Origin of the sequence: Streptomyces sp. AHA2, from assembly GCF_036857595.1 — a bacterium.
GTDB lineage: Bacteria > Actinomycetota > Actinomycetes > Streptomycetales > Streptomycetaceae > Streptomyces.
This window is the reverse complement of sequence record NZ_JAUQWJ010000002.1, coordinates 562892-586794: the sequence shown is the minus strand read 5'-3', so window position 1 is coordinate 586794 and position 23903 is coordinate 562892. Positions and strand designations below refer to the sequence as shown.

The 23903-nt window shown below is 73.4% G+C and carries 26 protein-coding genes and 1 riboswitch; of the genes, 10 read left to right on the top strand and 16 right to left on the bottom strand.

Annotated features, from left to right (window positions below):
- Positions 1–9: 9 nt before the first annotated feature.
- The 6 genes from Q5694_RS06745 to Q5694_RS06720 form a co-directional block, all read right to left on the bottom strand.
- Positions 10–930, bottom strand: coding sequence for an SCO2102 family sporulation regulator (locus Q5694_RS06745; protein WP_333931140.1), 921 nt, complete (start codon positions 928–930; stop codon positions 10–12).
- A 56-nt stretch (positions 931–986) separates the two neighbouring features.
- On the bottom strand, positions 987–1910 hold the full coding sequence (metF, locus tag Q5694_RS06740) for a methylenetetrahydrofolate reductase [NAD(P)H] (protein WP_333931138.1): 924 nt from the start codon (positions 1908–1910) through the stop codon (positions 987–989).
- A 108-nt stretch (positions 1911–2018) separates the two neighbouring features.
- Positions 2019–2687, bottom strand: a complete 669-nt coding sequence (thiE, locus tag Q5694_RS06735) for a thiamine phosphate synthase (protein ID WP_333931136.1) — start codon at positions 2685–2687, stop codon at positions 2019–2021.
- Positions 2688–3120: 433 nt separating this feature from the next.
- Positions 3121–3486, bottom strand: a complete 366-nt coding sequence (locus Q5694_RS06730) for an Rv2175c family DNA-binding protein (RefSeq protein ID WP_328772257.1) — start codon at positions 3484–3486, stop codon at positions 3121–3123.
- Between the two features lie 87 nt (positions 3487–3573).
- On the bottom strand, positions 3574–4815 hold the full coding sequence (locus tag Q5694_RS06725) for an NAD(P)/FAD-dependent oxidoreductase (RefSeq protein WP_333931134.1): 1242 nt from the start codon (positions 4813–4815) through the stop codon (positions 3574–3576).
- Between the two features lie 32 nt (positions 4816–4847).
- A complete protein-coding gene (locus Q5694_RS06720) occupies positions 4848–5198 on the bottom strand; it encodes a hypothetical protein (protein ID WP_333931133.1) in 351 nt (116 codons plus the stop codon).
- 52 nt (positions 5199–5250) lie between these two features.
- Positions 5251–5362: riboswitch (TPP riboswitch) on the top strand.
- Here Q5694_RS06720 and thiO point away from each other — a divergent pair.
- From thiO to Q5694_RS06695, 5 genes are all read left to right on the top strand, one after another.
- A complete protein-coding gene (thiO, locus tag Q5694_RS06715) occupies positions 5360–6532 on the top strand; it encodes a glycine oxidase ThiO (protein ID WP_333931131.1) in 1173 nt (390 codons plus the stop codon). Its footprint overlaps the riboswitch before it by 3 nt.
- Complete coding sequence (gene thiS / locus Q5694_RS06710; RefSeq protein ID WP_333931130.1) at positions 6529–6729, top strand: sulfur carrier protein ThiS; 201 nt, start codon at positions 6529–6531, stop codon at positions 6727–6729. Before thiO ends, thiS begins: the two co-directional genes overlap by 4 nt.
- A 2-nt stretch (positions 6730–6731) precedes the next feature.
- The gene (locus Q5694_RS06705) at positions 6732–7529 is read left to right on the top strand and encodes a thiazole synthase (RefSeq protein WP_333931129.1); all 798 of its coding nucleotides are present in this window, start codon (positions 6732–6734) and stop codon (positions 7527–7529) included.
- Positions 7530–7633: 104 nt separating this feature from the next.
- Positions 7634–9568 carry a Stk1 family PASTA domain-containing Ser/Thr kinase gene (gene pknB, locus Q5694_RS06700; protein ID WP_333931128.1) on the top strand — a complete coding sequence of 645 codons (1935 nt, stop codon included), beginning with the start codon at positions 7634–7636 and terminating at the stop codon, positions 9566–9568.
- 59 nt (positions 9569–9627) lie between these two features.
- Positions 9628–10506 carry a deoxyribonuclease IV gene (locus tag Q5694_RS06695; protein ID WP_333931126.1) on the top strand — a complete coding sequence of 293 codons (879 nt, stop codon included), beginning with the start codon at positions 9628–9630 and terminating at the stop codon, positions 10504–10506.
- Between the two features lie 58 nt (positions 10507–10564).
- On the opposite strand, the gene Q5694_RS06690 is transcribed toward Q5694_RS06695, so the two are convergent.
- On the bottom strand, positions 10565–11215 hold the full coding sequence (locus Q5694_RS06690; RefSeq protein WP_333931125.1) for a sulfite oxidase-like oxidoreductase: 651 nt from the start codon (positions 11213–11215) through the stop codon (positions 10565–10567).
- A 173-nt stretch (positions 11216–11388) separates the two neighbouring features.
- Between Q5694_RS06690 and bfr the strand changes: the two genes are divergently transcribed.
- Positions 11389–11865: a bacterioferritin gene (gene bfr, locus Q5694_RS06685; protein ID WP_333931123.1), complete on the top strand. Its 477-nt coding sequence runs from the start codon at positions 11389–11391 to the stop codon at positions 11863–11865.
- A gap of 9 nt (positions 11866–11874) precedes the next feature.
- On the opposite strand, the gene Q5694_RS06680 is transcribed toward bfr, so the two are convergent.
- Both Q5694_RS06680 and Q5694_RS06675 read right to left on the bottom strand, forming a co-directional pair.
- Positions 11875–12108 carry a (2Fe-2S)-binding protein gene (locus tag Q5694_RS06680; protein WP_443040823.1) on the bottom strand — a complete coding sequence of 78 codons (234 nt, stop codon included), beginning with the start codon at positions 12106–12108 and terminating at the stop codon, positions 11875–11877.
- Between the two features lie 146 nt (positions 12109–12254).
- Positions 12255–13607, bottom strand: a complete 1353-nt coding sequence (locus Q5694_RS06675; protein ID WP_333931121.1) for a class II 3-deoxy-7-phosphoheptulonate synthase — start codon at positions 13605–13607, stop codon at positions 12255–12257.
- 97 nt (positions 13608–13704) lie between these two features.
- Between Q5694_RS06675 and Q5694_RS34790 the strand changes: the two genes are divergently transcribed.
- A complete protein-coding gene (locus tag Q5694_RS34790) occupies positions 13705–13761 on the top strand; it encodes a trp operon leader peptide (RefSeq protein WP_078625594.1) in 57 nt (18 codons plus the stop codon).
- Between the two features lie 103 nt (positions 13762–13864).
- Complete coding sequence (locus tag Q5694_RS06670) at positions 13865–15730, top strand: anthranilate synthase family protein (RefSeq protein WP_333931120.1); 1866 nt, start codon at positions 13865–13867, stop codon at positions 15728–15730.
- A gap of 39 nt (positions 15731–15769) precedes the next feature.
- On the opposite strand, the gene Q5694_RS06665 is transcribed toward Q5694_RS06670, so the two are convergent.
- From Q5694_RS06665 to Q5694_RS06655, 3 genes are read right to left on the bottom strand one after another with little or no spacing between them, the layout of a single operon-like run.
- A complete protein-coding gene (locus Q5694_RS06665) occupies positions 15770–16459 on the bottom strand; it encodes a response regulator transcription factor (RefSeq protein WP_333931119.1) in 690 nt (229 codons plus the stop codon).
- Positions 16456–17682 carry a MacS family sensor histidine kinase gene (gene macS / locus Q5694_RS06660; protein WP_333931118.1) on the bottom strand — a complete coding sequence of 409 codons (1227 nt, stop codon included), beginning with the start codon at positions 17680–17682 and terminating at the stop codon, positions 16456–16458. The genes Q5694_RS06665 and macS overlap by 4 nt, the downstream gene beginning before the upstream one ends.
- Positions 17683–17712: 30 nt before the next feature.
- Positions 17713–18507, bottom strand: a complete 795-nt coding sequence (locus Q5694_RS06655) for a lysophospholipid acyltransferase family protein (RefSeq protein ID WP_333931117.1) — start codon at positions 18505–18507, stop codon at positions 17713–17715.
- 201 nt (positions 18508–18708) lie between these two features.
- On the opposite strand from Q5694_RS06655, the gene Q5694_RS06650 reads away from it, so the two are divergent.
- Positions 18709–19506, top strand: a complete 798-nt coding sequence (locus Q5694_RS06650; RefSeq protein ID WP_333931116.1) for an alpha/beta hydrolase — start codon at positions 18709–18711, stop codon at positions 19504–19506.
- A complete protein-coding gene (locus Q5694_RS06645) occupies positions 19499–20113 on the top strand; it encodes a hypothetical protein (protein WP_333931115.1) in 615 nt (204 codons plus the stop codon). Before Q5694_RS06650 ends, Q5694_RS06645 begins: the two co-directional genes overlap by 8 nt.
- Here the strand turns inward: Q5694_RS06645 and Q5694_RS06640 are convergent.
- The 4 genes from Q5694_RS06640 to Q5694_RS06625 all read right to left on the bottom strand — a co-directional run bounded on the left by Q5694_RS06640 (position 20110) and on the right by Q5694_RS06625 (position 23825).
- Entirely contained in the window at positions 20110–20856 is a 747-nt protein-coding gene (locus tag Q5694_RS06640; RefSeq protein WP_333931114.1) for an endonuclease/exonuclease/phosphatase family protein, read from the bottom strand. The two genes, Q5694_RS06645 and Q5694_RS06640, sit on opposite strands and share 4 nt — an antisense overlap.
- 112 nt (positions 20857–20968) lie before the next feature.
- The gene (locus tag Q5694_RS06635; RefSeq protein ID WP_333931113.1) at positions 20969–21922 is read right to left on the bottom strand and encodes an ROK family glucokinase; all 954 of its coding nucleotides are present in this window, start codon (positions 21920–21922) and stop codon (positions 20969–20971) included.
- 136 nt (positions 21923–22058) lie between these two features.
- Positions 22059–22559: a DUF5304 domain-containing protein gene (locus Q5694_RS06630; RefSeq protein WP_333931112.1), complete on the bottom strand. Its 501-nt coding sequence runs from the start codon at positions 22557–22559 to the stop codon at positions 22059–22061.
- Between the two features lie 96 nt (positions 22560–22655).
- Positions 22656–23825, bottom strand: a complete 1170-nt coding sequence (locus Q5694_RS06625; RefSeq protein WP_333931111.1) for an ArsA family ATPase — start codon at positions 23823–23825, stop codon at positions 22656–22658.
- Between the last annotated feature and the right edge of the window lie 78 nt (positions 23826–23903).

Genomic DNA, 23903 nt, shown 5'->3' with positions numbered 1-23903 from the left:
CCGCGGGCTTCAGAAACGGTACTGCTCGTCGAAGCCGTTGCCCTGCGGCTGCTGCCCGCCCCCCTGGTAGGGGTAGTGCTGCTCGGGCGGGAGTTCCTGGCCGTACTCGTCGGTGTTGCGCTGCTGTGGCACCCACGCCCCGCCGGGCGGTGTCTCCCCGCCGTAGGTGCCGGGGTAGGCGTCCTGCGCGTAACCCTGCTGGCCGTGGTACTGCTGGTCGCCGTAACCGGTGTCGTAGGCGGTCCCGCCGTAGTTCGACGAGCCGATGTACGGGTCCGAGTAGGCCGCGTACTGCTGCTGTCCGGTGCCGTCGTAGCCCTGCTGCTGGCCGTAGCCCGAGTAGTCGTAGGAGTAGGACTGGTCGGAGCCCTGGGCCGCGTACTGGTCGTGGGACCGGCCCGGGTAGCCGGTGTCGCCGTACACGCCGTAGTTGCCGGTGTCGTCGGGCATGGGCTGCGGCTCGTAGACGGCGGTGTTCCCGTCGTCCGTCGCGCGGCCGTGGCGCACCGGGGTGAAGACGTCGTCGTGGTCGTCGTCCTGGCCGTAGCCGTCGGTGTCCCGGCTGTGGCCGGTGCCCTCGTCGCCGTAGCCGCCCTCGGCCTCCAGGTCGGAGACCTCCAACGTCGGCTCCTGGCGCCCGCGCTCACCGCGGCGGCGCCTGCTGCCGCCGAGCACCGGCGCGCTGACCGCCCAGCCGGCCGCGAAGCCGCTGCGGAACGACAGGGTGACGTAGGTCTGCCCGACCGCGAAGGCGGCCGCGCCCAGGCCGATCACCACGACCGACGGGATCAGGACACCGACGACGACACCGAGGAACCCGACGAAGGCCAGCAGACGCCAGCGCAGCCGCGCCTTGTACTGCAGGAGCACCTCGCCCAGCAGCCACAGCGCGACGACGCCGAACGCGATGTAGAGGACCGCCCAGCCCATGTACGCCCCTCTCCCAGTGGCCGTTACGCAGTGTGTCGTATACCGGTGCGAACGGTCTAGGCCTGCGGTGGGTGGTGCAGGCCCAGGTTCTCGTAGATCTCCAGGGTCGCCGTGGAGTTGTTGAGCGTGATGAAGTGCAACCCGGGCACGCCTTCGGCGAGCAGCCGCGCACAGAACTCCGTGGCGAATTCGATCCCAATGGAGCGTACAGCGGCCGGATCGTCTTGTGCTGTGAGGATCCGCTCTTTCAGGGCGGCCGGGAACGCGGCGTTGGTCAGGGAGCCGATGCGCTCCAGCGTCCGCACGCTGGCGATCGGCATGACCTCGGGGATGATCGGGGTCTCGCAGCCGGCGGCCGCGACCCGGTCGCGCAGCCGCAGGTAGTCCTCCGGCTGGAAGAACATCTGCGTGATGGCGTAGTCGGCGCCCGCCCGGCACTTGTCGACGAAGTGGCGGACGTCGGTCTCCCAGTCCGCGGAGCGCGGGTGCATGGCCGGGAAGGCGGCCACGCCCACGCAGAAGTCACCGGACGCCTTGATCAGTTCGACGAGCTCGGCCGCGTAGGCCAGGCCCCGGGGATGCGGCACCCACTCGCCCATCGGGTCGCCGGGCGGGTCGCCGCGCAGGGCGAGCATGTTGCGGATCCCGGCGTCCGCGTACTGGCCGATGATGTTGCGCAGGTCGGCCACCGAGTGGTCGACCGCGGTGAGGTGGGCGATCGGCGTGAGGGTGGTGTCGGAGGCGATCGCCTCGGTCGCCTTGACCGTCCCGGCGCGGGTGGAGCCGCCCGCGCCGTAGGTCACGGAGACGAAGTCGGGCGCCACCGCCTCGACCCGGCGCAGCGCGTTCCACAGGTTCCGCTCGCCCTTCGGGGTCTTGGGCGCGTAGAACTCGAACGAGTACGTCGTCTTGCCGGTCGCGAGCATGTCGCGCACGGTGCGGGCGTGGTCCGATCTGATGGATGCGGTGCCGAGGGCCATACCGGCAGGTTAGCCAGGGGGCGTCGGTCCCCCAACCGCGCACAGGGTTTTGCACCTATTGTCCACGAGTTGTCCGTCCTTCTGTCCACTCCTTGGATACAACGGGGATCAGCGCTCCCGCAGGCGCTTGGCGAACCCGGCCGCCGCGTCACCCGGGTCACCGGCTTCGGTGATCGCCCGTACGACGACGACCCGCCGGGCGCCCGCATCCAGGACCTGGTCGAGGTTGCCGAGATCGATGCCGCCGATGGCGAACCAGGGGCGGTCGGTGCCGAGACCGGCCGTGTACCGCACGAGGTCCAGCCCGGGGGCGTGCCGGCCGGGCTTGGTGGGGGTCGGCCAGCAGGGGCCGGTGCAGAAGTAGTCCACGCCCTCCTGGCCGGCTGCCGCGGCGGCCTCGGGCCCGGCGTGGGTGGAGCGGCCGATCAGGACGTCGTCGCCCAGGATGGCGCGGGCCGCGGGGACCGGGAGGTCGCCCTGGCCCAGGTGCAGGACGTCGGCGCCGGCGGCGTGGGCGACGTCCGCCCGGTCGTTGACCGCGAGCAGCTTGCCGTGCCGGGCGCAGGCCTCGGCGAACACCTCCAGGTGCTCCAGCTCCTCGGCCGCCTCCATGCCCTTGTCGCGCAGCTGGACGATGTCGACGCCGCCGGCCAGCACGGCGTCCAGGAACGCGGGAAGGTCGCCCTGGCGCTTGCGGGCGTCGGTGCAGAGGTAGAGCCGGGCGTCGGCGAGCCGGGCCCGGGCGGTGGTGGCGGCGGAGGTCGCGGTGCCGGTCATGGGAGTCCCCCTCGGTGTCGGTGGCGCGGGCCCCCGTCCGCGTGCGGTGCGAAGCGTGCGGGCGGCGGGACCCTGGTGGTCGGCGCGGGCGGCCTCGCCCGTGCGCCGTGGGTGGGCCGGGGCGCGGCGCCCGGCCGGTCGGCGCGGGCACCCGCGTGCACCTCCGGGTGCGTGCGGGCGGGAGGGCCGGGTGGGGCTGTGCGGTTCCGTCACCGGAAGGCCCCGCCCGCCGGGCGGTTCCGGCCGGGCGGGCGCGTCCCGTCCGGGACCGCCCCGGGCACCTTACGCGCCCGAGGCCCGGATGCGTCCCGCCCGTGAAAGAGCACGGCCCGGTCCCGGGCCGTGGCCCCGTGGGCCACGGCCCCGCACCGGGCGGCTGTTCGGGTCCGGCCCCGCTCGGGCGGTGCCGGACGGTCCTCCCGCGGAGTCCGGGTCAGACTGCGAGCGCCTGCGCGCGGCGCTTCACCTCCGTGCCGCGGTTCTCGCTGAGCGCCTGCGCGGGGGTGCCGGGCAGGCTGGGGTCGGGGGTGAAGAGCCACTCCAGCATCTCTTCGTCCGTGAAGCCGTCGTCCCGCAGGAGCGTCAGGGTCCCGGTGAGGCCCTTGACGACCTTGTCCCCGTCGATGAAGGCGGCGGGAACGTGCAGCGCCCGGTTCTCACCGCGGCGTACGGCGATGAGCTGGCCCTCCTTGACCAGCTGCCGCACACGCGTCACCTCGACACCGAGCTGCTCGGCGATGTCGGGGAGGGTGAGCCAGGCGGGGACGAGAGCATCGATCTTTGCGTCAATCTCGGTCACGGGAACAAGCCTGCCATCCGCCACCGACAGTCGGAAGCCGACCCGGTCCACCCGGGCGCGACGGCCCGCTCCGCCCCGGCCCCGGTCTCAGGCCGTGGCCGCCTTCATCGGCCTGGCCGGGTCCGCCAGCAGCACCGGGTTCATCGGCGTGCCCGACTCGATCAGGCGGCGGCCCTGCGCCAGGTCCCGCGGGCGGCCGACCGCCAGCAGCGCGACCAGCCGCTCGCCCCGCAGCCAGCACACCGTCCAGGCCGGGCCGGAGGGGTCGCCCCGCCACAGCAGCGCGTCGGCGGCCGCGTGGTGCCCGGCGTACTGCACGAACCGGCCGAACTGCTCGGACCAGAAGTAGGGCACCGGGTCGTACACCGCGGGCGGCTCGCCCGAGGCCCGGCCGACGATGTTCGCGGCGACCGTGCGCGGCCCCTGCAGGGCGTTGTCCCAGTGGTGCACCAGCAGGCGCTCGCCGTACCGGCCCGAGGGGAAGGAGGCGCAGTCGCCGACCGCGTACACGTCCGGCACGCGGGTGCGCAGGTGCGCGTCGGCGACCACCTCGCCGTGCGCGCCGAGTTCGACGCCGGACCCGGACAGCCAGGCCGTGGCGGGGCGGGCGCCGATGCCGACGACGACCGCCTCCGCGGGCAGCCGCGAGCCGTCGTCCAGGACCACCGCGCCGGGCTCCACCCGCTCCACGCGCGCGTGGGTGCGCAAGGAGGCGCCCGCGTCGGCGTACCAGCGGGTCATCGGCGCGGCGACCTCGGGGGGCAGGGCTTCGGCGAGGGGACGGCCGGCGGCCTCCACGACGGTCACCGAGCAGCCCGCCTCGCGCGCGGCCGTGGCGAACTCCGCGCCGATCCAGCCCGCGCCGACGACCACGATCTCGTGCCGGGCGGCCAGCACCGGCCGCAGCCGCTCGGCGTCGTCCAGGGTGCGCAGCAGGTGCACGCCGGGCACTCCCTGCGTGCCGGGCAGCCGGACCGGTTCTGCGCCGGTCGCGACGACCAGGACGTCGTAGGGCACCGCTCCGGCCTCGGTGTCCAGTTCGTGGGCGCCCGGGCGCAGGCCCAGCACCTCGCAGCCGAGGCGCAGTTCGATGCCCAGCGCCTCGAAGTCCACGTCGAAGGCGGAGCCCTCGGCCTTGCCGAGCAGGACGGCCTTGGACAACGGCGGTCGGTCGTAGGGCTGGTGGGGTTCGGCGCCGATCAGGCTCACGGTGCCGGTGAAGCCCTGTTCGCGCAGGGCGACCGCGGTCTGCACCCCGGCCATGCCCGCGCCCGCCACGACCACGCGCCGCGGCACGGACGGGCCTGCTTCCTGCGTCTGCTCGCTCACCTGATCACCATAGACACCTGACACTCCGTCAGTCAGCGCCCCTGCGCCGTGACCTGCTCCACAACGCTCGTGCCGCTGCCCGGCCGGGACTCCCACTGCCAGGTCTCCTCCAGCCGCACCCGCCCGTCGGGCAGCTCCACGACCGTCGAGACGCAGTGCCCCGAGGCGGTGGTGCCGTCCCGCCCGAGCTGGACGTAGCGGAAGTCGAGCCTGTCACCTTCCCGGATACCCACGAGATGCCCGTGTACGACGTCCCCGCCCGCGTAGTCGGCCCAGACCGCGCCCTCCCGCTCGTGGTAGGTGAACCGGGTGGACGTCCCGACCTGGCCGGGTGCCTGGTCGGCGACCGGGGCGAGGACCAGACCGTCGAGGGATCGGGCCATGGAAGGAGGCTCCCTTACTGCGGCGTGCGGGGTCGGGCTAGGGTGGCCAACGTAGAGCACTCGCGGGAGCCCGGACGCACCGGGCTGAGAGGGAGGCTGGCGGCCTCCGACCGTACGAACCTGATCCGGGTCATGCCGGCGAAGGGAGGGGCTGGACGCCCATGTCGCGCACGTCCACCACGTCGGACGTCCTCGTCGTCGGGGGCGGGATCATCGGCCTGGTCACGGCCTGGCGGGCCGCGCAGCGCGGTTTCGCCACGGCCCTGGTGGATCCCGAGCCCGGCGGCGGAGCCGCCCAGGTCGCCGCCGGGATGCTGGCCGCCGTCACGGAACTGCACTACGGCGAGCAGACCCTGCTGCAGCTGAACCTCGCCTCGGCCGGCCGCTACCCGGACTTCACGGCCGAGCTGACCGAACTGACCGGACACGACCTCGGCTACCGCCGCTGCGGCACCCTGGCCGTGGCCCTGGACGCCGACGACCGCGCCCACCTGCGAGAACTGCACGCCCTCCAGCAGCGGTCCGGGCTGGACTCGCAGTGGCTGTCGGGGCGCGAGTGCCGCCGGCTGGAGCCGATGCTCGCGCCGGGCGTGCGCGGCGGGCTGCGGGTCGACGGCGACCACCAGATCGACCCCCGGCGCCTCGCCGGGGCGCTGGTCGCCGCGTGCGAGCGGGCGGGGGTGGTCCTGCACCGCGTCCGGGCCGAGCGGCTCACCGTCGAACGGGACCGGGCCGCGGGGGTGGTCACCGACGACGGGACCGCGCTGGGCGCGGGACAGGTCGTGCTGGCCGGGGGCAGCCTCAGCGGCCGGCTCGCGGGCGTCCCGGACGAGGTCCTGCCCCCCGTACGGCCCGTCAAGGGCCAGGTGGTGCGGCTGACGATGCCGCCGCGGCACGGGCCGTTCCTGAGCCGCACCGTGCGCGCGGTCGTGCGCGGCAGTCACGTCTACCTGGTGCCGCGCGAGAGCGGTGAGCTGGTGATCGGGGCGACCAGCGAGGAGCTGGGCTGGGACACCACCGTCACCGCGGGCGGCGTGTACGAGCTGCTGCGCGACGCCCACGAGCTGGTGCCGGGGATCACCGAACTGCCGCTCACCGAGACCCGGGCCGGACTGCGCCCCGGCTCCCCGGACAACGCCCCGCTGCTCGGTCCGACGGCTCTGGACGGACTGCTGCTGGCGACCGGTCACTACCGCAACGGCGTGCTGCTCACGCCGGTGACCGGCGACGTCCTGGCGCACGCCCTGGCCACGGGCGAACTGCCCGCCGAGGCCCGTCCCTTCACCCCCGAGCGCTTCCGCACCGCCACCGCACTCACGGAGCAGCCCGCATGAACATCTCCGTCAACGGCGAGCCCCGCCACGTCCGGCCCGGCACGGCTCTCGACGCCGTGGTGAAGTCCCTCACCACCTCGACCTCGGGGGTGGCCGCCGCCCTCAACGAAACCGTCGTCCCGCGCACGCAGTGGCCCGCCACGCCCCTGTCCGAAGGGGACCGCGTGGAAGTCCTCACCGCCGTCCAAGGAGGCTGACCATGGCCGACGATCCGTTCGTCCTCGGGGACACGTCCTTCACCTCCCGCCTGATCATGGGGACCGGCGGGGCGCCCAGCCTCGACGTGCTGGAGCGCTCCCTGGTCGCCTCCGGCACGGAGCTGACGACGGTGGCGATGCGCCGGGTGAACGCCTCCGTGCACGGCTCGGTGCTGTCCGTCCTCGACCGGCTGGGCATCAAGGTGCTGCCGAACACGGCGGGCTGCTTCACCGCCGGCGAGGCCGTCCTCACCGCCCGCCTCGCGCGCGAGGCCCTCGGCACGGACCTGATCAAGCTGGAGGTCATCGCCGACGAGCGCACCCTGCTGCCGGACCCGATCGAGCTGCTGGACGCGGCCGAGACGCTGGTCGACGACGGCTTCACGGTGCTGCCGTACACCAACGACGATCCCGTGCTCGCGCGGAAGCTGGAGGACGTGGGCTGCGCGGCGATCATGCCGCTCGGTTCGCCGATCGGGTCGGGTCTGGGCATCCGCAACCCGCACAACTTCGAGCTGATCGTGGAGCACGCGCGCGTGCCGGTGATCCTCGACGCGGGCGCCGGGACGGCCTCGGACGCGGCGCTGGCGATGGAGCTGGGGTGCGCGGGCGTGATGCTGGCCTCGGCGGTGACGCGGGCGCAGGAGCCGGTGCTGATGGCCGAAGCCATGCGGCACGCCGTGGAGGCGGGCCGGCTGGCCCGCCGGGCGGGCCGGATCCCGCGGCGGCACTTCGCCCGGGCGTCGTCGCCGGGCGACGGCATGGCCGCCCTGGACCCGGAGCGCCCCGCCTTCCGGTAGGGGTGCGTCCGCCCTCGCGGGGCACGTCACAGGTCCGCTGCAGTACCGCCCCGACGGCAGCCGCGGGGACGGCCCCGTCGGTCGCGGCTCGTACACTCGCCTGCGTGGACACGACCCTTCAGGACCCCTTGGTCGGGCAGGTGCTCGACGGCCGGTACCGCATCGACGCGCGGATCGCGGTCGGCGGGATGGCCACGGTCTACCGGGCCGTGGACACCCGCCTCGACCGGATCCTCGCGCTCAAGGTGATGCACCCCTCGCTCGCGGTCGACGCCTCGTTCGTCGAGCGGTTCATCCGCGAGGCCAAGTCGGTGGCCCGGCTGTCCCACCCGAACGTGGTGCAGGTCTTCGACCAGGGCACCGACGGCGCGTACGTCTACCTCGCGATGGAGTACGTCGCCGGGTGCACCCTGCGGGACGTGCTGCGCGAGCGCGGGGCACTGCAGCCGCGTGCCGCCCTGGACATCCTGGAGCCGGTGCTGGCCGCCCTGGGCGCCGCCCACCGCGCCGGGTTCGTGCACCGCGACATGAAGCCGGAGAACGTGCTGATAGGGGACGACGGCCGGGTGAAGGTCGCCGACTTCGGCCTGGTCAGGGCCGTCGACACGGTGACCAACACCACCGGCACGGTCCTCGGCACGGTGTCGTACCTCGCCCCGGAGCAGATAGAGAACGGCACCGCGGAGCCCCGCGTCGACGTGTACGCGTGCGGCGTGATGCTCTACGAGATGCTCACCGGGGACAAGCCCCACGACGGGGACTCCCCCGCCGTGATCCTCTACAAGCACCTGCACGAGGACGTGCCGCCGCCCTCGGCCGCCGTGCCGGGCCTGGCCTACGAGCTGGACGAGATGGTCGCCTCGGCGACCGCCCGCACCCCTGAGGTCCGCCCGTACGACGCGGTGGCGCTGCTGGCGCGGGTCCGCGACGGGCGGGCCCGCCTCGCCGACGACCAGCTGGACGCGGTGCCGCCGCGGGCGCTGACGTCGGACCACGACAACGCCGACGACCGCACGAGCGTGATCCCCCGTGCGCTGACGACGCCCCGCCCGGGCGCCTCCGGCCGGGACGGCGCGGCACCGGAGGCGGAACTGAACCGCACCAGCCGTCTGGCGTCCCCGCCGCCGGCCGCGCCGGCCGGCCGCCGGGCGGTGCCGCGCGGCCCGATGGCGCTCGTCGTGGCCGTCCTGCTGGTGCTGGGCGTCGGCACGGGCCTCTGGTACATCAACTCCGGCCAGTTCACCGAGGTCCCGCCGCTGCTGGCGAAGACCCAGGACCAGGCCGAGGACCGGTTGCGGGACGCCGGACTGGAGCTGGGCAAGGTGGAGCACGCCCACAGCGACACCGTCGAGCGCGGCCGGGTCATCAGCAGCGACCCCGGCACCGGGGCGCGCATCCGCGGCAACGACTCGGTGAGCATCACCGTCTCCGACGGACCCGAGACCGTGCGGGTGCCCGCCCTGGCCGGCCGGGAGCTGGCCGAGGCCCGGTCCCTGCTGAAGGACGACGGCCTGGAGCCCGGCATGGTGACCCGGGAGTTCAGCGACGACGTGCCGCGCGGCGCGGTCGTCTCCGCCGAGCCGGCGGACGGCACCAAGGTGCGCGCGGGCACGGCCGTGGCGCTCGTCGTCAGCAAGGGCAGCCCCGTCGACGTGCCCGACGTCACCGGTGACGACCTGGCCGACGCCGAGGCGGAGCTGAAGGAGGCCGGGCTGAAGGTGAAGGTCGCCGAGGAGCGGGTCACCTCCGCCGAGTTCGAGCAGGGCCAGGTCGCCGCGCAGAGCCCGAAGGCCGGCGGCCGGGCGGCCGAGGGCGACACGGTGACGCTGACGGTGTCCAAGGGCCCCGAGATGGTCGAGGTCCCGGACGTGGTGGGTGACGGCGTCGACGACGCCACCCGTGCGCTGGAGGAGGCGGGCTTCGAGGTGGACGAGGACCGCGGGCTGCTCGGCCTGTTCGGCGACACCGTCGAGGGACAGTCCGTCGAGGGCGGCGAGCGCGCGCCCAAGGGCTCGACGATCACAATCGAGATCCGGTGACGGCCGCGGGCACGGAGCCCGCGGCCGGAGCCGAGTCGCGGGCATGCCACCCTGGACGGGTGAATCCTCAGCTGTCCGGCCCGTCCCGCAACCCCGTGGGCAGCCACATCCCCGTGGCCGGCGGTCTCCACCGCGTCGGCCTGTCCTACGCCCGTGACCTGGCGGCGGAGGCCGTGCAGGTCTTCGTGGCCAATCCGCGCGGCTGGGCCACCCCGGCCGGGAACCCCCGGCAGGACGAGGCGTTCCGCGCGGCCTGCGAGGCCGACGGGATCCCCGCGTACGTGCACGCTCCCTACCTGATCAACTTCGGTTCCCACACCGGGGCGACCGTCGAGCGGTCCGTGCAGTCGCTGCGGCACTCGCTGCGGCGTGCGCGGGCGATCGGCGCGCGGGGCGTGGTGGTCCACACCGGCAGCGCGACGGGTGGCCGGGAGCGGCCGGTGGCGCTGCGGCAGGTCCGGGAGCACCTGCTGCCGCTGCTGGACGAACTGACCCACGACGACGACCCGTTCCTGCTGCTGGAGTCGACGGCCGGACAGGGTGCCTCGCTGTGCTCGCGCACCTGGGACTTCGGCCCGTACTTCGAGGCGCTGGACGCCCATCCGAGGCTCGGCGTGTGCCTGGACACCTGCCACGTCTTCGCCACCGGGCACGACCTGACCGGCCCCGGCGGCATGCACCGGACGCTGGACCTGCTGGTGGACACGGTCGGCGAGGGCCGGCTGAAGCTGATCCACGCCAACGACTCCAAGGACGTGGCGGGCGCCCACAAGGACCGGCACGAGAACATCGGCGTCGGCCACATCGGCGAGGACCCGTTCCGCGCGCTGATGACCCACCCGGCGACCGAGGGCGTGCCGCTGGTCATCGAGACGCCGGGCGGCAAGCAGGGGCACGCGGCGGACGTGGAGCGGCTGAAGAAGCTGCGCGACGGCTGAGGAGGCCGGGCGACGGCTGAAGAAGCCGCGCGACGGCTGACGGACGCCCGCGGCGCCCTCAGAGCCCGGGGCCGTCCCCCGGTTCCTCCTGGTACGAGTAGCGCTGCTCGCGCCAGGGGTCGCCGATGTTGTGGTAGCCCCGCTCCTCCCAGAAGCCGCGCCGGTCGGCGGTCATGTACTCCACGCCGCGCACCCACTTGGGGCCCTTCCAGGCATACAGGTGGGGCACGACGAGGCGGACCGGGAAGCCGTGCTCGGCGGTGAGCAGCTCGCCGTCCTTGTGGGTGGCGAACACGGTCCGCTCGGAGGCGAAGTCGGACAGCCGCAGGTTGGAGCTGAACCCGTACTCGGCCCACACCATCACATGGGTGACGTCGTCGGCGGGCGGCGCGAGGTCGAGGATCGTGCGGGCGGGGATGCCGCCCCACTCGGCGCCCAGCATGCTGAACTTGGTGACGCAGTGCAGGTCGGCCACCACGGTGGTGTGCGGCAGGGCCGTGAACTCCTCGTGCGTCCAGCAGTGCTTGCCGCCGGCGGCGGTGGCGCCGAAGACCCGGAACTCCCAGCGTTCGGGCCGGAACTTGGGAACGGGGCCGTAGTGCGTGACCGGCCAGCCGCGCTGTATGCGCTGTCCCGGGGGCAGCACCGGCTGCGTCGCTCCTGCCGAATCGCGCCCTTCTCCCGATTCGTGTCCCAGCGGCTGACCCATGACTCCATCCTGACAGACCCGGAGCGATGCCCCCGACCGGACCTGCTCCATACTCGGACGAATTGGACTAAGCATGCCCTAACTTACTAAGTGAACACTTACTGGACGATCTTCGCGCGCAGTGGAATCATGCGGCGCACCTGCCAGTCCCCCGCGTGGAAGGAGCCTCTGCGATGCAGGGCGACCCCGAGGTCCTCGAATTTCTCAACGAGCAGCTGACCGGCGAGCTGACGGCGATCAACCAGTACTGGCTGCACTACCGGATCCAGGACAACAAGGGCTGGACCAAGCTCGCCAAGTACACGCGTGAAGAATCCATCGACGAGATGAAGCACGCGGACAGGATCACCGAGCGGATCCTGATGCTGGACGGCCTGCCCAACTACCAGCGGCTCTTCCACGTGCGCGTCGGCCAGACGGTCACCGAGATGTTCCAGGCCGACCGGCAGATCGAGGTCGAGGCGATCGACCGTCTCAAGCGCGGCATCGAGGTGATGCGCGCCAAGGGCGACGTGACCTCCGCGAACATCTTCGAGGACATCCTCGCGGACGAGGAGCACCACATCGACTACCTGGACACCCAGCTGGAGCTCATCGAGAAGCTGGGTGAGGCGCTGTACATCGCGCAGCAGATCGAGCAGCCGAGCTGAGCGACGCCGTCAGGCGGCGTCTTCCAGCTCCGTGAGGACCGGCGCGCCGCGGTCGGCCAGCTCGCGGCGCGGGCAGGCGCCCCTGCCGAGGATCGCCTGGATCCGGCGGACGCACGAGCCGCAGTCCGTACCCGCCTTGCAGGCGGAGGCGATCTGGCGGGGGGTGCAGGCGCCGTTGTCCGCGTGCTGCTTGACCTGCTGTTCGGTGATGCCGAAGCAACTGCAGACGTACACGCGGTCCACCTCCCGACGGGGTCGTTCTGAATGCCGCCCCGCTGATCGGTGAGGCAAACCTAACCTTACCCGTCGGGCTCGGAGCACAAAAGCGGAGTGGGGCGCGGATCGTGTGATCCGCGCCCCAGTGCTCGCCCCGGTAACAGGCGGACCCGTTACTGGTCCCTGTACATCTCCGCCACGAGGAACGCCAGGTCCAGCGACTGGCTGCGGTTGAGCCGCGGGTCGCAGGCCGTCTCGTAGCGCTGGTGCAGATCGTCGACGAAGATCTCGTCGCCGCCGCCCACGCACTCGGTGACGTCGTCGCCGGTGAGTTCCACGTGGATGCCGCCCGGGTGGGTGCCGAGCGCCTTGTGGACCTCGAAGAAGCCCTTGACCTCGTCGAGCACGTCGTCGAAGCGGCGGGTCTTGTGCCCGGAGGCGGCCTCGAAGGTGTTGCCGTGCATCGGGTCGGTCACCCAGGCGACGGTGGCGCCGGAGGCGGTGACCTTCTCGACCAGCTCGGGGAGCTTGTCGCGGACCTTGTCGGCGCCCATGCGCACGATGAAGGTCAGCCGGCCCGGCTCCCGCTCCGGGTCGAGGCGCTCGATGTACTGCAGCGCGTCCTCGGCCGTGGTCGTCGGACCCAGCTTGATCCCGATGGGGTTGCGGATCTTCGAGGCGAACTCGATGTGCGCGTGGTCCAGCTGCCGCGTGCGCTCACCGATCCACACCATGTGGCCGGAGACGTCGTACAACTGCCCCGTGCGCGAGTCGACCCGCGTCAGGGCGGACTCGTAGTCGAGCAGCAGCGCCTCGTGCGAGGCGTAGAACTCGACCGTCTTGAACTCCTCCGGGTCGGCCCCGCAGGCGTGCATGAAGTTCAGCGCCTGGTCGATCTCGCGGGCCAGCTGCTCGTAGCGCTGCCCCGACGGGGACGACTTCACGAAGTCCTGGTTCCAGGCGTGCACCTGGCGCAGATGGGCGTAACCGCCGGTGGTGAAGGCGCGCACCAGGTTCAGCGTGGAGGCGGAGGCGTGGTACATCCGCTTCAGCCGCTCGGGGTCCGGGACGCGGGCCTCTTCGGTGAAGTCGAAGCCGTTGACGGAGTCGCCGCGGTAGGTCGGCAGGGTCACGCCGTCGCGCGTCTCGGTCGGCTTCGAGCGCGGCTTGGAGTACTGGCCGGCGATGCGTCCGACCTTCACCACGGGCACGGACGCGGCGTACGTGAGGACCGCGCCCATCTGGAGCAGGGTCTTGAGCTTGTTGCGGATGTGGTCCGCGGACACCGCGTCGAAGGCCTCGGCGCAGTCGCCGCCCTGGAGGAGGAACGCCTCTCCCTTGGCGACGGACGCCATCCGGGCGCGCAGCTGGTCGCACTCGCCCGCGAAGACGAGCGGCGGATACGACTCGAGGTCCGCGATCACTGCGCGCAGAGCCTCGGGGTCGGGGTACTCGGGCTGCTGCGCCGCGGGCAGGTCTCGCCAGGTGTTGCCAGCACTCGCGCTGGTCTTAGCGTTCACGGTCACGTCCTCAACCCTACGGGGTCCCCACGGGGCCTCCCGACCCGTGCCCAGCAAATGAGACGCGGGGTACACCCCTCGGACATGGGGTAGGGTGCGGGGCATGTTCGCGCACTCGACCCAGACCTGGTGGTGGACCGCTCATCCGGCGGCCCGCTGACTGCGCGTATCCCAGACTTCGCGAAGGCCGCCCGAGGGGCGGCCTTCGGTGTTCCCGGGGTCCGTTCCTCTCCCTGTGAGTTCCACGAGAAGGAGCACGGACCATGAACCTGCTCGGCTTGCCGGACGACCCGCGTCCGTTCGCCCTGCTGCGCCGCCGCACCCCGGGGCACGACCACGACCTGGTCGAGGCCCTGATCGGCCCGGTCACCGCCCACGAGCGGCTCGCCGGCCTGCCCGGCGAGAGCCTCGCGATCGTGCCGTTCCGGCAGATCCGCGAGCGCGGCTTCGACGTCCGCGACGACGGCACGCCTCTGCTGGCCCTCACGCCCGAGGAGACGTACACCGTCCCTCTCGCCGAGGCCCTGGAACAGCTCCCGGCGCACGGCGTCCGCGTCCACGACGGGGGCTTCGACGTCTGCGACGAGGAGTACGCGCAGATCGTCGGGCGGGTGCTCGAGGAGGAGATCGGCCGGGGCGAGGGCGCCAATTTCGTCATCCGGCGGACGTACGAGGGCCGGATCCCCGGGTTCGGCAGGGCCGACGCCCTCGCGCTGTTCCGGCGGCTGCTGGAGGGCGAACGGGGCGCGTACTGGACGTTCGTCGTGCACACCGGGGGCCGCACCCTGGTCGGGGCCAGTCCGGAGGTGCACGTGCGGATGTCCGGCGGCACGGTCGTCATGAACCCGATCAGCGGCACCTACCGCTACCCCGCGGAGGGCCCGACTCCGGAGCACCTGCTGGACTTCCTCGCCGACGGCAAGGAGATCGAGGAGCTGTCGATGGTCGTCGACGAGGAGCTCAAGATGATGTGCACCGTCGGCGACATGGGCGGGGTGGTGATCGGACCCCGCCTGAAGGAGATGGCACATCTCGCCCATACGGAGTACGAGCTGCGCGGCAGGTCGACGCTGGACGTGCGGGACGTCCTGCGGGAGACGATGTTCGCGGCGACCGTCACCGGCTCGCCGGTGCAGAACGCCTGCCGGGTGATCGAGCGGCACGAGAGCGGCGGGCGCGGGTACTACGCCGGGGCGCTGGCCCTGATCGGCCGGGACGCGGGCGGGGCCCAGACGCTCGACTCCCCCATCCTCATCCGCACCGCCGACATCGACCGGGACGGGCGACTGCGGGTCCCGGTCGGCGCCACGCTCGTGCGCGGCTCGGACCCGGTGAGCGAGGTCGCGGAGACCCACGCCAAGGCGGCGGGCGTGCTGGCGGCCCTGGGCGTGCGGCCCTCGCGGCCGCGCGTGGAGCAGGCGCGGCCGCGCCTGGCCGACGACCCGCGCGTGCGGGCCGCGCTGGACGGACGCCGGGCGTCACTGGCGCCCTTCTGGCTGCGCATGCAGGAACGCGCGCCGGAACCGGCCGGGCACGCCCTCGTCGTCGACGGCGAGGACACCTTCACCGCGATGCTCGCGCACGTGCTGCGCTCGGGCGGACTGGAGGTGACCGTGCGGGGTTACGACGCACCCGGACTGCGCGAGGCGGTGCTCGGGCACGAGGGGCCGGTGGTGCTGGGGCCCGGGCCGGGTGACCCGTCCGACCCCGCCGATCCGAAGATGCGGACGCTGCGCGCCCTGACCGCCGAGGTGATCGGCGCCGGGCGGCATGGCGTGCTCGGTGTCTGCCTCGGGCACGAGCTGATCGCGGCCGAGCTGGGACTGGAGATCGCCCGGAAGGACGTGCCGTACCAGGGGGCGCAGACCCGGATCGAGTTGTTCGGGCGGCGCGAGACGGTGGGCTTCTACAACAGCTTCACCGCGCGCTGCGACGACGAGGCGGCGGCCGGGCTGGCCGCCCGCTCGGTGGAGGTCTGCCGGGCGGCGAACGGGGAGGTGCACGCCCTGCGCGGGCCGGGGTTCGCCGGGGTGCAGTTCCACCCCGAGTCGGTGCTCACCCTGAACGGGGCACGGATCGTCCGGGAGCTGATCGGGCAGCTGCGCGGCACGGGAGCGCCCTCGGTGTGACGCGGTCCGGCCGGGGCCGCGGGGCCCCGGCCGGTGCCCTCACTCGTCGTCGAGGCCGCGTTCGATGGCGTACCGGACCAGCTCCACGCGGTTGTGCAGCTGGAGCTTGCCCAGGGTGTTCTGGACGTGGTTCTGCACCGTGCGGTGGGAGATGACCAGGCGCTCGGCGATCTGCTTGTAGCTCAGGCCCTTGGCGACCAGGCGCAGCACCTCGGTCTCGCGCTCGGTGAGCCGGGGCGCCTTCGGCTCGTCGGTGTCGGGCGCGGGCGCGGGTTCGGAGGCCAGGCGGCGGTACTCGCCGAGGACCAGGCCGGCCAGGCCCGGGGTGAAGACGGGGTCGCCGACGGCGGTGCGGCGGACCGCGTCCTGGAGTTCCTCGGTGGAGGCGGACTTCAGCAGGTAGCCGGTCGCGCCGGACTTCACCGCCTCCAGGACGTCGGCGTGCTCGCCGCTCGCGGACAGCACCAGCACGCGCAGCGTGGGGTCGGCGGCCACGACCTCCTTGCACACCTGCACGCCGGGCTTTCCGGGCAGGTTCAGGTCCAGGACGAGGACCTGCGGCGCGGCGGCCCGGGCCCGGCGCACGGCCTGGTCGCCGTCGCCCGCGGTGGCGACCACGTCGAAGCCCGACTCGGCCAGGTCACGGGCGACCGCGTCGCGCCACATGGGGTGGTCGTCGACCACCATCACCTTGATCGGGTCCCGTCCGTCCCCGGTGCTCGACGTCATCGCCGCTCCGCCTTCCCCCGCGTGTCCGTCACGCTCTTCGGTACCTTCAACTCGACTTCCGTGCCCTGACCCGGCACCGAGACCAGCTCGGCGCTGCCGCCGAGGTCGCGCAGCCGGCCGCGGATCGACTGGGCGACACCGAGCCGCCCCTCGCCCTCGGCCTGGGCCAGCCGCCCCTCCGGGATGCCGGGCCCGTCGTCCCGGACGGTGACGACCACCTCGTCCGGTTCGTCCTCGACCAGGATCCAGGCGCGGGCGTCCTCGCCCGCGTGCCGCCGGACGTTGTCCAGCGCGGCCCCGACCGCCGCGGCGACCTCCCGGGCGGCGGCGGGCGCGAGGAGCACGGGAGCGCCGGGCTCGGCGAGGCTGACCGTGGCCCTGGCGTACGGCGCGAGCAGGGCGCGCAGGTCGGCTGGCCCGTCGTCCCCGGGGTCCTCCTCGACGGCCCGGACGAGCGCGCCCTCGGCGGCGTCCTCCGAGACCCGGGAGACCGGCACGAGCCCGCCGGAGACCAGGGTGCGCAGCGCGACCTCCTGCTCACCGGCCATCCGCCCCAGCTCGGCCGCCTCGCCGCCGATGACGGCACCCCGGCGCTGCACCATCGCCAGTACCTGCAGCACGCTGTCGTGGATGTCCCGGGCGAGGCGCTCGCGTTCGCGGGTGGCGGCCTCGATCTCCAGGGCGCGGGCGAGGGTGCGCTCGGAGGCGCGGGCCACCTCGACGACGTAACCGATGGCGACGGAGGCGATGCAGACCAGCAGGACGTTGTGGACGGTGTCGCGGGCCGGGCTGCCGCGCTCGGCCAGGTTGGCGACGGCCACCAGCGAGGAGGCCAGGGCCGCCCAGCGCCAGCCGCCCTTGAGGGCGAAGGCCAGGACGGCGCCGGCGGTCCATATCGACGGCAGGGTCGGGCCGCCCGCCTGGACCCTCTCGTGCGCGTCGGCGACGGGCGTGAGCAGGATGCCGGTGAGGGCGACGGTGAGGTCGGCGGCCAGGAACCGCTTGGTGCAGCGGGCGGCGTTCGCGACCCGGGTCAGCGTGGCCAGGGTCCACCCGGCCAGCACGACGTAGTAGCCGACGGCGACCCAGGGGCGCGGGAACTCGTCGTGGTCGGTGGCGAACAGGCCGATGGCGTAGAGCATCGTGAGCACGCGGTAGGCGGTCAGCGCCCGCCACAGCGGCTGCTCGACCGACATCCTCATGACACGCTCGCGCCTGGCCATCTCCCCCACCCCCCCCGGCCCGGGCCCCGACTAGGGCTCGGTGCGCCGCTCCTGCGTCCGCTGGTCCTTCTCGGCCTGGTCCTTCTCCGCCTGTTCCTTCTCCGCCTTGGCGAGCGCGGCCCTGGCCGCCTTCCCGGCCTCCTTCTCCGCCTTCGCCGCCTCCGCGAGCTGCCGCTTCATGGCCGTGGCGTACATGTCGACGTACTCCTGGCCCGACAGCTTCATGATCTCGTACATGACCTCGTCGGTCACCGCGCGCAGCACGAAGCGGTCGTGCTCCATGCCCTGGTAGCGGCTGAAGTCCAGGGGCTCGCCGATGCGGATGCCGGGCCGCATCAGCTTGGGCACGACCTTGCCGGGCGGCTGGATCTTCTCCGTGTCGATCATCGCGACGGGAATGACGGGCGCACCGGTGGCGAGCGCGACGCGCGCGAGGCCGCCGGGCTTGCCCCGGTAGAGCCGCCCGTCGGGCGAGCGCGTGCCCTCGGGGTAGATGCCGAACAGCTCGCCGCGCTCCAGCACCTCGATGCCGCTCCTGATGGCGGCCTCACCGGCGCCGCGCGCACCGGAGCGGTCCACGGGCAGCTGGCCGACGCCCTTGAAGAAGGCGGCCGTCAGCCGGCCCTTGACCCCGGGTGTGGTGAAGTACTCGGCCTTCGCGATGAAGGTGACCTTGCGGTCCAGCACCGCGGGCAGGAAGAACGAGTCGGAGAAGGACAGGTGGTTGCTCGCCAGGATCGCGGGCCCCTCGGCGGGAATGTGCTCCAGACCCTCCACCCAGGGCCTGAAGGCGACCTTCAGCGGTCCCCCAACAGCGACCTTCATCGCGCCGTACAACAAGCGAGTGCCTCCTGTGTGTGTCGGTCAGACCATAACCCGGAGTGCCGTCGAAGGCGCCGACGGCCCTGGTCGGTGTCAGTGCGGTCGCGTACGGTGAAGGTCCCGCGAACGCCGTGCGACCCCTTCCACGACGTTCCGTGGCGTCAGTGATCGTGTCCGTCCCTTCTCACGACCTGGAGGCCGAAGGTGCCGGTCCTCGCCGGAGCCGAGCCGTTCCACCACGAGGGCGGGGAGGTCGCCGTCCTCCTCTGCCACGGCTTCACCGGATCACCGCAGTCGCTGCGCCCCTGGGCGGAGCACCTCGCCGAGCACGGCCTGACCGTCTCCCTGCCGCTGCTGCCCGGGCACGGCACGCGCTGGGAGGACCTGCGGATCACCGGCTGGCAGGACTGGTACGCGGAGGTGGACCGCGCGCTGCGCCTGCTGTGCGAGCGCCACGAGAGGGTCTTCGTCGCCGGCCTGTCCATGGGCGGTGCCCTGGCCCTGCGGCTGGCCGCCAAGTACGGCGACGCGGTGAGCGGCGTGCTGGTCGTCAACCCGGCGAACAAGGTGCACGGACTGGCCGCGCACGCCCTGCCCGTGGTCCGCCACCTCGTCCCCGCGACGAAGGGCATCGCCAGCGACATCGCCAGGCCGGACGGCAGGGAGCTCGGCTACGACCGGGTCCCGCTGCACGCGGCGCACTCCCTGCGCCGGTTCTTCCGGATCGTCGACGGGGAGCTGCCCCAGGTCACCCAGCCGGTGCTGCTGATGCGCAGCCCGCAGGACCACGTGGTGCCGCCCGCCGACTCCGCCCGGATCCTGAGCCGCATCTCCTCGACGGACGTGACGGAGGTGGTGCTGGAACAGAGCTACCACGTCGCCACGTTGGACCATGACGCGGACCGGATCCACGAGGAGAGCCTCGCGTTCATCGGCCGGCTCGCGTCCGGCCTCGTCCAGGAGCCCGGTCTCGGCAAGGAAGGGACGACCGCAGGTGGCTGAACACGACTCGGACCGCGAGGGCCGGGAGCCGGACGAGAAGGGCGTCCCGTTCGACGAGGACGCCGCCTGGGCCGCGATCGTCGCCGGGTACGGCGAGGAGCCGCCGGACCCGCCCGGCGCGAAGCCGTTCAAGCCGGTGGAGGACCTGGCGTTGCTGGAGGCCGGGACCAACGACGACCGGGTGGAGACGGCCGGTGCCGCCGGGGAGTCGCTGAAGCCCGCCGAGCCGGAGGAGCCCGACAAGTCCGAGCAGGAGCCGGTCAAGCCGCTCGGCGGCTCGGTGGCGTTCGCGCCCGGGGTCGGCCCGCGCGACTACAGCGTGGCGGAGCCCGCCGAGGAGGACTTCGACGAGGACGACGAGGGGCACTTCGTGCCTCCGGAGCCGCCGCCCCTGCCGACCGCCGACCCCACGGCGAAGTTCGCCTGGCTCGGCGTGCTGGGCGGCCCGGTGCTGCTGCTGCTCGCCGTGCTGCTGGGCTGGGAGATGACCTGGTGGCTGGCCACGCTGGGGATCGGCGGTTTCCTCGGCGGCTTCGCGACGCTGGTGATGCGGATGCGCACGGACGACGAGGAGGACGACGACCCCGGGCGCGGGGCGGTCGTCTAGGCGGCGGGCACTTTGAGGGCGGCCAGGACCGGCAGATGGTCCGTGGCCGCCCTCAGGTCTGCGTCCGTGACCCCGGGCAGAGCCGACGGCACCCCGCAGCCGAGCACCTCGATGCCGCCCGTCGCGAAGATCGCGTCGATGCGCTGGTGGGGGTCGGCGGGGGTCCAGGTGTCCTCTCCGCCCCAGGGCGCGGCGGCCCGGCAGTCGGTCAGCCGCCCGGCCAGGCGGCGGAAGGCCGGGCCCTCGGGGCGTTCGTTGAGGTCGCCGCCGGCGATCACGTGCTCCACGCCCATCCCGGCGAGGCGGTCCAGGAGCATGCCGGACTGCGCGTACCGCTCGTCCTTCTGCAGGGACAGGTGGCAGCTGACCACGCCCAGGCGGGTGCCGGCGATCCGGACGACCGCGGTGGCGAAGCCGCGGCGGTGCAGTCCGGGGGTGGGCGGCAGGAGGACGTCCTCGGTGCGTTCGACGCCCACCCGGAGCGAGCTGAGGATCGCCGGCCCGGTGGTGGTGGCGCCTCCGGTGACGTGCACCAGGTCGCAGGCGCGGGCCAGGCGGGCGAGCTTCTTGCGCCAGCGGAAGAAGCGGGGGGCCTCCTGGAGGAGGACGAGATCGGGCTCGCACGCCCTGATGACGCGGACGAGGGCGTCCGTGTCGTCGCGCAAGGAGCGGATGTTGTAGCCGAGGACCCTGATGACTGCGGAACCGTCGGGTTCCGTACGCGAGTTGGGGAGCAGCGACATGTGATCAATCTACGCCCGGGAGCCCGGGGCGCGGGGACCGTGCGCGAGTGCCGGCCGTTCGTGGTCCGGCGCGCAGTTCCCCGCGCCCCCGAGGCGCGTCCCGTGCGGGCGCTCACATGATCGGGTCGGGTTCCCTCGCCAGGTCGGCCGCGCCCACCAGGCCGGCCTTGTTGCCCAGTTCCGCCGCGCGGACCTCGGCCACCGGACGCCAGTTGCCGCCCACCAGCCAGCGCTTGTAGGACTTGCGGATCGGGCCCAGGACCAGTTCGCCCTCGTCGGACAGGCCGCCGCCGACGATGAACGCCGAGGGGTCGAAGAGGGAGGCGAGGTCGGCGAGGCCCGCGCCGACCCAGCGGGCCAGCTCCCGGTAGGAGTCGACGGCCACCCGGTCGCCCTGGCGGGCGGCCATGGAGATGTGCTTGCCCTCGATGCCGTCGGGTGTGCCGTTGCCGAGCCCGAGCAGGATCTCGGCGTTCTCCGGCGTGGCGTTGGCGCGCTGCTTGGCGTACCGCACCAGGGCGCGGCCCGAGGCGTACTGCTCCCAGCAGCCCTGCGAGCCGCAGCCGCACAGCAGGCCGTCCGGCACCATGCGGATGTGGCCGAACTCGGCGGCCACCCCGAAGTGCCCGCGGCGCAGCTTGTTGCCGATGATGATGCCGCCGCCGAGCCCGGTGCCCAGCGTGATGCAGATGACGTTGCGGTGGCCCTTGCCCGCGCCGAACTTGTACTCGCCCCAGGCCGCGGCGTTCGCGTCGTTCTCCACGACGACGGGGAGGCCCACGCGGGCCTCGACCTTCTCCTTGAGCGGCTCGTTGCGCCAGTCGATGTTGGGCGCGAAGTAGACCTCGGAACGCTGCCGGTTGACGTAGCCGGCGGCGCCGATGCCCACGCCGACGATCTCGTGACCGACGCGCGCGCCGTCCACCGCCGAGGCGATGGCGTCCACGATGCCCTCGGGCGTGCCCGGGGTCGGCACCTTGTGGGTCGAGAGGATGTTGCCTTCCTCGTCGACCACGCCGGCCGCGATCTTCGTGCCGCCGATGTCGACGCCGATGGTGAGTCCCATGAATCCCTCAGTTTCGGTCGAGCCCCGCTACGGCCAACGGTACCCGAGCCCCTGGCCCCGGGTTCGCGGTCGTCCGCGGGCCGGGCAGGGTCCAGCGGCGGCACCCGGGGTGCCGTGCGCCTCCGGAACGAGAGGTTCAGTCGAGGTCGATGCGCTCGCCGGGTCCGCCGTCGTCGCCGCGGTCCCGGCGTTCGTCCTGGTCACGCGGGTCGCCCTCGGCGTCGCGACCGGTCCAGCGTCGCTCCTGGCCCTGTACGGCGGTGCGGTAGGCGGCGAGCAGTTCGTTGCCGGCGGCCGCCAGGTGGTCCAGGACGTCCGGGTTGCGCTCGATGACCGGTTCCACCGCGGACCTGGCCTGCTCGACGACCTGCCGGACGGCCTGCTGGGCCGCCGGGCCCGCGAGCGCACCCAGCAGCGGGGACTGGATGTCCGACAGCCTGTCCGCGACGGCGTCGACGAGCTTCTTCAGTTCCTCGGCCGCGGAGCCCGGGGGTGTGCCGTACCGGGTGCGGCGGCGGGCCCTCTCCGCTTCGAGGTCCTCGGCGCACGCCTTGGACCAGGCGTCGGCGTCGAACGCCCGCGCCTCGTCCGCGGCCTCGTCGCGCGCGGCGTCGAACGGGGGCTGCTCTTCGCTCATGACGGACTCCTGACTACGGTTCGTCCCTACGACGTTACCCGAACGGCCGTACCGTGTTCACGGGCCGGACCGGCCGTGTCCGGCCACCGCGCCGTCTCACCGGGCCCGTGGCCATAGCTGCGGGTCGGGGGCGAAGCGGATGCGCAGCTCGCCCTCGCGCAGTGCGGCCCCGTCGACCGTGCAGCGGCGCAGGGCGGAGGGCAGCGGGACGATCCTGCGGAAGGCGCCCACCGTGACCACGAGTTCGTCGCCGCGCCGGACCAGGTCCAGTTCCTCGCGTACGGCGCCGGGCAGGGGGATGTGCCAGACCAGTACGCCGTCGTCGCCGAGCCGGTCGGCCACGGGCCACTCGACGGCGGGGGCCGCGGCGCCGGCGCCGGGTACGCCGAGGGCGGTGAGGTCGTCGGTGCCGCGCGGGTCGCGGCCGAGGTGCGCGACGGTGCGGACGTCGTGGGCCTGGCGCCACTCCTCCAGCGTCTTGCGCTGCTGGGCGACCGGGCCGGCCAGCCAGGTGTCGGGGGAGGCCTCGGGCAGGACCCGGTTGGCGACCACGACGTCGGTGCGCAGCCCGCGCAGGGCGAGTCCCAGTCCGGTGGTGCGCAGGGCGTCGGCACCGGCCGGTCCGGGCTCGGCGACGAGGCGGACGGCGGTGTCCCGGCCGGCGAGGACGGCTTGTACGGCGGCCAGTTCCGTGTCCCAGCGGGCCGCCGTCCCGTAGAGCGACTCGGCGGGCATGGGGACGCCGGCCAGCCGGCCGAGGACGGGGCGCAGGGCACGGGCGGCCCGCCGCTCGGGCGGCACCAGGCGGCGCAGGTAGCGGCGGAGTTCCTCGGGCAGGGCGAGCAGGGCGAGGGCCTGCGGGGCCGGGGGCAGGTCGACGACGAGGAGGTCGTACCTCTCGCAGAGCGCCGCGTCGCGCAGGGCACGCAGCAGGGCGAGTTCCTCCGCCCCGGGCAGGGGGGTGAGTTCCTCGGGGTCGAGGCGGGAGGCGCCGAGGAGGTCGAGGGCGGAGGTGGCGCGGTCCTGGAGGGCGGTGAGGTCGCGGCGGAAGTCCCGCGCCGGGTCGGGGCGCACGACGGTGAGCTGCGGGGCGGCTTCGACGGGGGCCGGGCCGGTCGGCACGCCGAGGGCGGTGCCGAGGGTGTCGGTGCGGTCGCCGCCGACGAGGAGGGTGCGGGTGCCCCCGGCCGCCGCGGCCAGGGCGGTCGCGGCCGCGAGGGTGCTACGACCGCTGCCGCCGGGGCCGGTGATCAGGAGGGTGCGCATGGGGGTGAACGCTACCGGCCGTCGACGACGTGCCCGGCGTGGCTGCGCGGTCCGCGGCCACCGCGGGGGGGGTGCCGG

What these genes read in the sequence shown, in the direction of transcription:
- Q5694_RS06745 (WP_333931140.1), bottom strand. Translation starts at nt 930, where the DNA reads ATGGGCTGGGCGGTCCTCTACATCGCGTTCGGCGTCGTCGCGCTGTGG.
- metF (WP_333931138.1), bottom strand. Translation starts at nt 1,910, where the DNA reads ATGGCCCTCGGCACCGCATCCATCAGATCGGACCACGCCCGCACCGTG.
- thiE (WP_333931136.1), bottom strand. Translation starts at nt 2,687, where the DNA reads ATGACCGGCACCGCGACCTCCGCCGCCACCACCGCCCGGGCCCGGCTC.
- Q5694_RS06720 (WP_333931133.1), bottom strand. Translation starts at nt 5,198, where the DNA reads ATGGCCCGATCCCTCGACGGTCTGGTCCTCGCCCCGGTCGCCGACCAG.
- thiO (WP_333931131.1), top strand. Translation starts at nt 5,360, where the DNA reads ATGTCGCGCACGTCCACCACGTCGGACGTCCTCGTCGTCGGGGGCGGG.
- thiS (WP_333931130.1), top strand. Translation starts at nt 6,529, where the DNA reads ATGAACATCTCCGTCAACGGCGAGCCCCGCCACGTCCGGCCCGGCACG.
- Q5694_RS06705 (WP_333931129.1), top strand. Translation starts at nt 6,732, where the DNA reads ATGGCCGACGATCCGTTCGTCCTCGGGGACACGTCCTTCACCTCCCGC.
- Q5694_RS06690 (WP_333931125.1), bottom strand. Translation starts at nt 11,215, where the DNA reads ATGGGTCAGCCGCTGGGACACGAATCGGGAGAAGGGCGCGATTCGGCA.
- bfr (WP_333931123.1), top strand. Translation starts at nt 11,389, where the DNA reads ATGCAGGGCGACCCCGAGGTCCTCGAATTTCTCAACGAGCAGCTGACC.
- Q5694_RS06670 (WP_333931120.1), top strand. Translation starts at nt 13,865, where the DNA reads ATGAACCTGCTCGGCTTGCCGGACGACCCGCGTCCGTTCGCCCTGCTG.
- Q5694_RS06665 (WP_333931119.1), bottom strand. Translation starts at nt 16,459, where the DNA reads ATGACGTCGAGCACCGGGGACGGACGGGACCCGATCAAGGTGATGGTG.
- macS (WP_333931118.1), bottom strand. Translation starts at nt 17,682, where the DNA reads ATGGCCAGGCGCGAGCGTGTCATGAGGATGTCGGTCGAGCAGCCGCTG.
- Q5694_RS06655 (WP_333931117.1), bottom strand. Translation starts at nt 18,507, where the DNA reads ATGAAGGTCGCTGTTGGGGGACCGCTGAAGGTCGCCTTCAGGCCCTGG.
- Q5694_RS06640 (WP_333931114.1), bottom strand. Translation starts at nt 20,856, where the DNA reads ATGTCGCTGCTCCCCAACTCGCGTACGGAACCCGACGGTTCCGCAGTC.
- Q5694_RS06635 (WP_333931113.1), bottom strand. Translation starts at nt 21,922, where the DNA reads ATGGGACTCACCATCGGCGTCGACATCGGCGGCACGAAGATCGCGGCC.
- Q5694_RS06630 (WP_333931112.1), bottom strand. Translation starts at nt 22,559, where the DNA reads ATGAGCGAAGAGCAGCCCCCGTTCGACGCCGCGCGCGACGAGGCCGCG.
- Q5694_RS06625 (WP_333931111.1), bottom strand. Translation starts at nt 23,825, where the DNA reads ATGCGCACCCTCCTGATCACCGGCCCCGGCGGCAGCGGTCGTAGCACC.